Below are 8772 nucleotides of genomic sequence, written 5' to 3'. Positions count from 1 at the left end.
TCACGAGGACGGAGTGGGGGCGGAAGGGGACGGGACGGACTCGGGCGGCACGGACTCGGACGGGGCGGACGACGCCAGCCGCCGCTGCGCCGCACGCCGCAGCAGGGGCCGGTCGATCTTCCCGTTGGCGTTGAGAACGGGCTCCGGAAGCCACCAGAGCATGCGCGGCAGCATGTAGGCGGGCAGCCGCCGGGCGGCCCGGCCCAGCACGTCGGCCTGCGCCACCGGCGGTCCGCCCATCAGGCAGGCGACCAGTTGCGGGCCGGTGTCCCCGTCGACGGTCAGGACGGCGACCTGCGCGCCCGGGGCGGCGGCGCGCAGCGCGGCGCTCACCTCCCCGATCTCCACCCGGTAGCCCTGGACCTTGACCTGGGTGTCGGTCCGGCCGAGGTGGGTCATCCCGCCCGCGTCCCGGCGTACCAGGTCCCCGGTGCGGTACCAGCGGTGGCCGTCGTGGTCGAGGAACCTACCCTCGTCCTCGGCGGGGTCCAGGTAGCCGGTGAAGACCTGTTCGCCGCGCAGGCAGAGTTCGCCGGTGTCGGCGGGGGCGCCGTCCGCGCCGACGACGAGCGTGTGGACGCCGGGGAACTCCCGGCCGATCGGCACGGTGGCGTCGTCGGGCAGGCCGTCGGCGTCCCAGACGTGGCCGGTGCAGGCGACGCTGGCCTCGGTCGGACCGTACAGGTTGTCGATGACGGAGCCGGGGGCGGCGCCGTGCCAGGCGCGCGCGGTGCCGCTGGTGAGCGGCTCCCCGCAGAAGACGGTGGTCCGGACGTCGGGCAGGCAACCCGGGGGCAGCCGGCCGGCGTTGTGGAGCGAGGCGGCCAGGCTCGGCGTCGCGTGCCACACGGTGATCCGCTGGTCGGCGAGGCGGGCCGGGGAGAGGGCCTGGATCCGGTTGAGCACGCACAGGCAGGCCCCGGAGCCCCAGGCCAGGAACAGTTCGCTCATCGACAGGTCGAAGGTCAGCTCGTAGATCTGGCTGAAGCGGTCGCCCGGCCCGACCTCGTACCGCTCCAGGGCGGTGCGCACGAAGGCGCTGATGTTGCGGTGCCGGATCGGCACCCCCTTGGGCGTACCGGTGCTGCCCGAGGTGAACATCAGGTACGCGAGGTCGTCGGGGCCGCGCCCGGTGACCCGGAGGGGGCCGGGCGGCCCGGGCCGGCGCAGCCGGATCCCGGGCGGCAGGTCCGCGGGCTGCGGCAGGGCGGTGACGAGTAGGGTGCCCGGCGCGAGCCCGGGCAGCAGGGCGGGGAGCGCGGCGGCGCCGGTGGCGTCCACCACGACGGCGTCGAGGCCGGCCGCCGCGGCGACGGCGGCGAGCCGGTCCGGCGGCGCGTCGGGGGCGAGCGGGACGGCGCAGGCCCCGGCGCGCAGGGCGGCCAGGAATCCGGCGTACGCGCTCACGCTCTTCGCCGCGAGGACACCGACCCGGCGGCTGCCGGCGGCCGCGAGCGGACCGGCCAGCGCCGTCACTTCGGCGTCCAGTTCTTCGTAGGTCAGGGTCTGTCGGCCCACGCGCAGGGCCGGGCCGCCGGGGGCGAGCGTGCGCCCCCGGTCGAACCACTGGTCCAGCAGCACCACTTCCTCGGCGGCCACCCGGTCAGCCGCTCGCCAGCCGGCCGAGTACGGCCCACAGCGAACCCGGGGTGCGGAAGGTGGCCGGGGCGATCGCTTCGTCGGGGAAGGTCACGCCACAGATGTCTTCCAGGGTGTCCATCAGGACGACCGTCGCGACCGAGTCCAGTCCGACGGTGGCGAGCGGCAGGTCCTGTGGGATCACCGCCTCCCGCTCCAGCGCGGGCAATTGGGCACGCAAGATCTTTTCCAGGATCTCGTATCGGATCGTTTCCACGGCGCCCTTCCCTCTTCGGTGACCCGCACAGAGAACCGGTGCCCGGCGGGCCGTGCCGCTCACTACTGAGCAGCACCGCGGCAAGGGCCCGATCATGCTCGGACCGCGGCCGGAGAGCTGGAGGATCATGTCCGAGACCATCGAGTCGTTCCTGACCGCCGCGCACCGGACGTTCGTCGAGGTGACGCGGAGGGCCCCCGACTACTTCGACGGCCGCCCGCTGCGCGCGAGCGACCCGCCGGCCGGTTCGGCGCGGGCGGTCGCCGCCGCGCTGGGCGTACGGCTGTCGGCCGTGGCCGCGCGGGAGTTCACGGCGGTGGACGACCTGCTGGACCGCCGCCGCCACGCCGACGGGGCCGACCGGGCAGACCGGGCAGACCGCGGCGACCGGGCCGATGTGACCCGCGACTCCGGCGACTCCGGTCCGGCCGGGGACTGGGAGCGCTGGCGCCTGCGTCAGGACCGGCGCGGGGCCCTCCGGGCCGCCCGGGCCGCGCACCTGGCCCGCGCCATGGACCACCGTGTGGCACGGCACTCCGGGCGCGCCCTGCGCTACCGGGCCGGCGGGCGGGGACCGCTGCTGGTGCTGCTCACCGCCCTGGGGCACACCGACGAGGTCTGGTACCCGCTGGCCGATCGGCTGCTGCCCGGCCGCCGGGTGGTGATGTGGGACGCGGGCGAAACCGGTCCGTACGGGCAGACCTGGACCCTCGCCGGTCAGCTGGCCGACTTCGACGCGGTCCTCGAAGCCGAGGGCGCGGACCGCTGCGACGTCATCGCGTGGTGCTCGGGTGCGCAGATCGCGGTGGAGTACGCGCACCGGCGTCCGAAGGCGGTACGGGCGGCCGTGCTGCTGCACGGTTCGTACCCGAGGGCGGGGAGCGATCCGAGCTCCGCGTACGAACGCAACCTGGGCGCCGTGTGCGCCTCGGTGGCGGCGCACCCGGAGCGGGCCGCGCGGGCGCTGCGGGCGCTGGGCGGCGAGGCCGTCCCCCTACCCCTGCCGCGGGACGAAGACCTGGCGGCCGTCGAGGTGTTGGCGCGGACCCCGCCGGGGCTGGACGCCGTACTGCGGCGCCCGTTCCGGGACGCGCGGGCGCTGGCCGGCTACAGCCGCCAGCTGACCGAGCTGTGGCGGCACCCGGTCCCGGCCGCCGTGCCGGGCCTGCCTCCGCTGCTGTCCCTGGGCGCCGAGCTGGACCGGGTGGCCGCGCCCGAACCTCCGGCGGCACTGGTCCCGTTGCTGACGGCGGGCCACGGCCTGCTCGTCGGCGCGACGCACTACAGCATGCTCGACCGCCCGGAGGTGGTGGCCGCCGTGTGCGGGGCGTTCCTCGACGACCCGCGTCCGGGCCCGCCGGCCGTGGGCGGCCCGCGCGAGGTCCGCTGGTCAACAGCGGCGGCCCCACTCACCCCATCAAACTCATCAAACTCAGAGGAAGTGACCTCATGACGGAGTCCGTCAAGTTCGACAAGATGGCCGCCAACTACGACGCGGCGCGCGGCGGCGAGGGGCGCGGCCACATGACCGCCGCCACCATCTCCACGCACCTCGCACCCGGCTCGGTGCTCGAAGTCGGCGTCGGCACGGCAGTGGTGGCGGCCGGCCTGGCCGCCCTGGGGCACACCGTGCGCGGGGTGGACGTCTCCCAGCCGATGCTGGACGTCGCCGCGACCCGCTTCGGCGGCGAGCTGCTGATCGGCGACGGGATGGCGCTCCCCTTCGAGGACGGCTCCCAGGACAACGTGGTGTACGTGCACGCGCTGCACCTGATGCCCGACATGCCGGCGGCGCTGGCCGAGGCGGCGCGGGTGCTGCGGCCGGGCGGGCGCGTGGTGGTCCGGCACGGCGATCCCGTGGCCGAGGCGGACGACCTGGTGCTGATCCTGCGGCAGGTGCAGGCGATGCAGCCGGCCCGCCCGGACGAGCCGGAGGCGGTCCGGACGGCGGCCGAGAAGGCCGGTCTGCGGGTGCTGCGGCAGGCTCTGGAGCCGGAGTACGAGAGCGGGATGGACCCGGACACCTTCATCGCGCTGATCACCAACCGCCAGGTGCCGTTCCTCCAGAAGCTGGATCCCGCCCGGGCGGCGGAGGTCGTCGCGCCGATCCTGGAGCAGCTCCACGCGCTGCCGGAGCCCAAGCGGGTGCGCCGGCAGGCGTGGTCGTGCTGGCTGACCGCCGCCGAGAAGCCGGTCTGATGCCTCCCGTGCCCGTGGCGGCTTCGAGCGGTCCCGGTCGGCCGGAGGTCAGCGGCGGATCAGCGGGGGATCAGCTCGAAGGCCGCCGCGGGCACGCCGCCGAAGCGGGCGCCGACCGACTGCGCCTGTCCGCTCACCGCGGGCCGTACGGCCTCCGGGGGGTGGCCGAGTCCCTTCAGGTAGCTGGCGTGCGCCGCCAGCGACTCGACGGCCGCGTCCAGGCCGGTGGAGATGTCCACGGCATGGGTGGGCTCGGGGGAGTTCGCCACGGCGACGTACTTCACCGACCACGGCTCCCCCGCCCCGGGCAGCAGCCAGCGGTTCCCCGCGTCCACCAGCGCGTCCAGCGCGCACATGCCGAACTCCCGGTGGTCGGGGGCGTTCCACCGGCCGGTGCCGGTGCGCCGGTGGTGGTTGAAGACCACCACGAGCTCGGGGCGGTGGCGGCGGATCGCGGCCACCAGGTCGCCCCGCAGCGCCTCGCCCGCGCGCAGCGCCCCGTCGGGGTGGCCGAGGAACTCGACCTCGGTGACCCCGACCCGGGAGGCGGCCTCCCGCTGCTCGGCCTCCCGGACCCCGGCGGCCTGTTCGGGGGCCATGCCGTCGATCCCGGCCTCGCCCCGGGTGGCCAGCAGATAGGAGACGGCGCGCCCCTTTCGGGTCCACACGGCGACGGCGCCGGCGGAACCGAACTCGATGTCGTCCGGGTGGGCGGCAAGGACGAGGGCATTCTCCCAGTCCTCAGGCATACGTTCCAGGTTTTCGGTCATGATCCGACGGTAAGGCCGGGCAAAGGCGGTGCATGCTCAATAGTGTGCTGCCGCAAGGCCGTTGTCCGGCGAATCGTGGCGGCCCGCCCCCGCCGCGGATATGCAAGACTGCGGGCGGCTGCACCCTTACAGCCTTCCAGGAACACATGCGTGAAAGGTTCTTTCCATGGCAGCGATCGCTCAGCCCGGAGCCATTACGGTGAGTTGTCCCGACCCGGAATCCCTGGCGGAGTTCTACGCCCGGGCGACCGGGTGGCAGAAGATCTTCAGCAGTGACACGGCGGCCTATCTGGCCGGACAGAACGGCATGCGCCTCGGCTTCGTCAAGATCGACGGATACGCGCCCCCGGCCTGGCCCGAGGCGGCCCACCGCCTCCACATCGACTTCAGCGTCGAGGACCTGGACAAGGCCGAGGCCGAGCTGGTGGACCTGGGCGCCGTGAAGCCGGAGTACCAGCCGGGCGAGGGCAAGTGGACGGTCCTGCTGGACCCGGCCGGCTACCCGTTCTGCATCACCACGATGGCGGGCTGACCGCCGGCCGGCACGCCTGACGGCCGTGTCCCCCGCCCGCGTTCGCGGGGCGGGGGACACGGCCGTCGCCGTTTCGCGGGCTCAGCCGAAGGTGCGCGGCACGAGGAGGCCGTCCCGCGTGCTGTCCTGCATGACGATCTTGTCCCAGGTGCCGCCGCCGCGCTCTGGCGAGATCCAGTCCTGGATGTACGAGGCGCGGGGCGCGGTCGGGTCGGGGCTGGCGTCCAGGGCCATCAGCTCCTGGTAGGCCTCGATGTCGGCCATGTGGATGAAGAAGTGGATGCGGTCCATCTGCCCGAACGCCTCCTCGAACATCAGGACCGAGGTGCGGCCCTTCGCGTTGAGGTTGTACGTCTCCGCCAGGGTCCGGGCGAGCACCCGGGCCTCGGCGCGGTACGCGTAGTGCACCTGGGCCGTACGGTGCATCAGCAGGCCGGCGGACGCGCTGGTGAGCAGCGACTCGACGGGCAGCGAGGTCTGCTCGGCGGCGGGCAGCAGCTGGAAGCGGCTGCGGCCGTCCACGGCCTCGATCGGGTCGATCCCCTGCTGCATCATCGCCTCGGTGGCGGTGCCGAAGATGCCCCAGCGGTGCGGCAGCAGGACGGTCTCCCGCACGCTGCCCGCCTCGAACAGCTCCTCCCAGCCGTCGTCCTCCCCGGCGGCGCGCCCGAAGACGCCGCTCCCCCGGTCGGCGCCGCGCTGGGTGAGCGCGGTGTAGTCCTGGAGGGAGCGCAGGTGGATCAGCCAGTGCAGCCGCCCCCGGGTGCCGAAGCCGTCCTCGAAGCTGAGCGCGGTGGCCACGCCCTCGTACTGCTGGTTGAAGTCCTCGGCGAGGGCGCGGGTGGCCGCCCGGGCGCGGGGGCCGTGACCGGCCCGGATCTGGGCGGTGCGCCACAGCACGGCCCCGGCCGTGGCCGTGTCGAGGGTCTTGTCCGGGGGCGTGCTCACCTGGTGCTGGGCGGTCGTCGCGGTGGGCCGGGCGGTGTCCATGGGTGTTCTTCCCTTCGTTCGGGGCGGGGCGGGACGTGGCAGAGCGGGGCAGGGCAGGGCTTGGCCGGACGGGCTGAGCCGGGCCGGGCTGAGCCGGGCCGGGGTCAGCGGGCGGCGGCGAGTACCTCGGCGGCGCCCGTCATCAGCAGGTCCGCGATGGCGTCGACGTCGCGCCGCCGCCACGACTCCAGCGCGGTGCCCTCGACCAGGCGGTTGAAGGCGCCCATCGCGGGACCGCAGTGGACCTGGAAGTTGGCGGAGTTCTCCTTGGCGCCGGCCAGCGCCGCCCGGGAGGACTCGGCGAAGTACCACTTGAAGACGAGGGCCATCCGCCGCTTGGGGTCCCGCTCGGCGTCGTGGACGATCTCCGGGCGGCCGGTGTCCCGGTAGTGCCGCGCGGTCCGGTCCCACACCTCGGCCAGCGGTCTGCCGAAGCAGCCGCGTTCCAGGGTGGCGAGGGTCCGGGCGTCGATGTCCTCCAGGCGGGCGTGCCTGCGGTAGAGCTCGTACAGCTGGTTGGCGCGGGCGGGGAACAGGGTGCCCCTGCGCACCACCTGGACCCGCGAGCCGAGCTCGAACAGGTCGCCGGCGGGGGCGTAGGTGACGTCCTGGACGTCGAGCCCGGCGAGCAGGTCCTTGACCGCGTCCGAGGTGCCGGCCTGCGGGCTGCACTGGTTGACGCTGCCGGTGAGGACGAAGTCCGCGCCGAGCAGGAAGCAGGCGGCCGCCGCCTCCGGGGTGCCGATGCCGCCCGCCGCGCCGACCCGTACCGGTTCCCCCTCCACCGCGGCGGCGGCGCGGTCGCGCAGCCGTACGAAGGTGGGGAGCAGCGCGAGCGCGACGCCTGCGTCGGTGTGGCCGCCCGAGTCGGACTCCACGCAGAGGTCGGAGGCGACGGGCAGCGCGGCCGCGGCCGCCGCCTCCTCGGCGGTCAGCGCGCCCTCGGCGCGCAGCCGGTCGAGGAGTTCGGGTGGCGGCGGGGCGAGGAACTGCCGCGCGACCTCCGGCCGGGACACCTTGGCGAGGACCTGGTTCACGGCGACCGGCCGCCCGCCGGGGTCGCGGTGGGCGCCCTTGGCCCGGTACAGCACCAGTGGCGCGGTGACGCGGGTGAAGGCGGCGGCTTCCACGTACCGCACCCCGTACCGGAGGAAGAGGTCGACGGTGGCTCGCTCCCCCGCGCTGTCGGTCATGTCGTGCAGGAGGTTCATCCCGTACGGGGCGCCGGGCGCCAGCCGGCGTCCGATGTCGTCCAGCGCGGCCCGGATCCCGGACAGGGGCAGTCCTCCGGTGCCGAAGAAGCCGAACAGCCCGGCCCCGGCCATCCGCACCACCAGGTCGGTGGAGGCGATGCCCTGGAACATCGATCCGGCGACGTAGGCGTACCGGCTGCGGTAGACCTCGCGGAACCGCGCCGACCCGAGTCCGGAGCCGGCCGGGACGGCGGGCACCGCCGGGGCCGTGGAAGCGGCCGGGACGGCCGGGGCCGGGACGGCGGGGGCGGGGGCGGGGGCGACCGGGGCCGGGACGGCGGGCGCGGGGGCCGGTGCCGCCCGGCCGGGGGCGGCCGGGGTGCGGCGGGAGGCGGCCGCTTCCCGCCAGAAGCCGGTGAGCGTGCGGCCGCGGCCGATCTCCGTCACCTCGTCCACCCCGGAGTCCAGCAGGTGCTCCATGGTCTCGGTCCACCGCACCCGGGAGCGGATCTGGCGGCCCAGCAGCGCGGCCACCGGCTCGCCAGGCGGGTACGGCCGGGCCGTCACGTTCGAGATCACCGGCAGCCGGGGCGGCGCCAGTGGGGTTTCGGCCAGCACGGCCGCGAACCGGCGCGCCGCCGGGGCCATCTCACGGGAGTGGAAGGCGGCGCTGACCGGCAGCGGCACGCAGCGGATCGCAGGGTCGCCCGCCGTCAGCAGCGCGGTGACGGCCGACACGCCGGCGGCGGTACCGGAGATCACCACCTGGGTCGCCGAGTTGTCGTTGGCGACCTCCACGTCCGTGCGGCCGGACGCCGCGAGGGTCCGCTCCACCTCGGTGAGACCGGCGCCGAGGACGGCCGCCATCGCGCCGCCGTCGGCCTCGCCCATGAGCCTGCCGCGCTCCGCGACGAGCCGCAGGCCGCCCGCGAAGTCCAGGACGCCCGCCACCATCAGCGCGTTGAACTCGCCGAGGCTGTGACCGGCGACCACGTCGGGCTCCCCCAGTTCCTCGCGTCCCGCCAGGTACGTGAGGGCGTGGACGGTGAACAGGGCGGGCTGGGCGTACCGGGTCAGCCGGAGCCGGTCGCCCCCGTGCAGGCACAGCTCCCGGACGGAGAGGCCGAGGATGTCGTCGGCCAGGGCACAGTGCTCGGGAAAGGCGTCGAGGACCTCGGCGCCCATGCCCTGGCGCTGGCTGCCCTGCCCGGCGAAGAGCAACGCGCGCACGGC

8 protein-coding genes are annotated in these 8772 nt (G+C 75.0%); 3 read left to right on the top strand and 5 right to left on the bottom strand.

Annotated features, from left to right (window positions below; translation table 11 throughout):
- Both IE248_RS25725 and IE248_RS25720 read right to left on the bottom strand, forming a co-directional pair.
- Positions 1-1599, bottom strand: a complete 1599-nt coding sequence (locus tag IE248_RS25725) for an amino acid adenylation domain-containing protein (protein WP_229895520.1) — start codon at positions 1597-1599, stop codon at positions 1-3.
- A gap of 4 nt (positions 1600-1603) precedes the next feature.
- Positions 1604-1855, bottom strand: coding sequence for a phosphopantetheine-binding protein (locus IE248_RS25720; protein WP_053065725.1), 252 nt, complete (start codon positions 1853-1855; stop codon positions 1604-1606).
- Between the two features lie 127 nt (positions 1856-1982).
- Between IE248_RS25720 and IE248_RS25715 the strand changes: the two genes are divergently transcribed.
- Both IE248_RS25715 and IE248_RS25710 read left to right on the top strand, forming a co-directional pair.
- Entirely contained in the window at positions 1983-3308 is a 1326-nt protein-coding gene (locus IE248_RS25715; RefSeq protein ID WP_190031844.1) for an alpha/beta fold hydrolase, read from the top strand.
- Positions 3305-4054 (top strand): class I SAM-dependent methyltransferase, encoded by a 750-nt coding sequence (locus tag IE248_RS25710; RefSeq protein WP_073794141.1) that lies wholly within the window; start codon positions 3305-3307, stop codon positions 4052-4054. The genes IE248_RS25715 and IE248_RS25710 overlap by 4 nt, the downstream gene beginning before the upstream one ends.
- Before the next feature lie 59 nt (positions 4055-4113).
- Here the strand turns inward: IE248_RS25710 and IE248_RS25705 are convergent, their stop codons facing one another.
- Complete coding sequence (locus IE248_RS25705; protein WP_073794140.1) at positions 4114-4824, bottom strand: PIG-L deacetylase family protein; 711 nt, start codon at positions 4822-4824, stop codon at positions 4114-4116.
- Positions 4825-4990: 166 nt separating this feature from the next.
- On the opposite strand from IE248_RS25705, the gene IE248_RS25700 reads away from it, so the two are divergent.
- Positions 4991-5356 carry a VOC family protein gene (locus IE248_RS25700; protein WP_008744093.1) on the top strand — a complete coding sequence of 122 codons (366 nt, stop codon included), beginning with the start codon at positions 4991-4993 and terminating at the stop codon, positions 5354-5356.
- A gap of 81 nt (positions 5357-5437) precedes the next feature.
- Here IE248_RS25700 and IE248_RS25695 read toward each other — a convergent pair whose 3' ends face one another.
- Positions 5438-6346, bottom strand: a complete 909-nt coding sequence (locus IE248_RS25695) for a DUF6039 family protein (protein WP_190031843.1) — start codon at positions 6344-6346, stop codon at positions 5438-5440.
- A gap of 104 nt (positions 6347-6450) precedes the next feature.
- The gene (gene fabD, locus IE248_RS38250; protein ID WP_190031842.1) at positions 6451-8769 is read right to left on the bottom strand and encodes an ACP S-malonyltransferase; all 2319 of its coding nucleotides are present in this window, start codon (positions 8767-8769) and stop codon (positions 6451-6453) included.
- Positions 8770-8772 lie beyond the last annotated feature (3 nt).

Origin of the sequence: Streptomyces goshikiensis, assembly GCF_014650555.1 — a bacterium.
GTDB classification, from domain to species: domain Bacteria; phylum Actinomycetota; class Actinomycetes; order Streptomycetales; family Streptomycetaceae; genus Streptomyces; species Streptomyces goshikiensis.
This window is presented reverse-complemented; position numbering and strand designations above follow the sequence as displayed.

Coding starts and splice junctions, on each gene's coding strand:
- IE248_RS25695 (WP_190031843.1), bottom strand. CDS start 6,346: ATGGACACCGCCCGGCCCACCGCGACGACCGCCCAGCACCAGGTGAGC.
- IE248_RS25715 (WP_190031844.1), top strand. CDS start 1,983: ATGTCCGAGACCATCGAGTCGTTCCTGACCGCCGCGCACCGGACGTTC.
- IE248_RS25700 (WP_008744093.1), top strand. CDS start 4,991: ATGGCAGCGATCGCTCAGCCCGGAGCCATTACGGTGAGTTGTCCCGAC.
- IE248_RS25710 (WP_073794141.1), top strand. CDS start 3,305: ATGACGGAGTCCGTCAAGTTCGACAAGATGGCCGCCAACTACGACGCG.
- IE248_RS25705 (WP_073794140.1), bottom strand. CDS start 4,824: ATGACCGAAAACCTGGAACGTATGCCTGAGGACTGGGAGAATGCCCTC.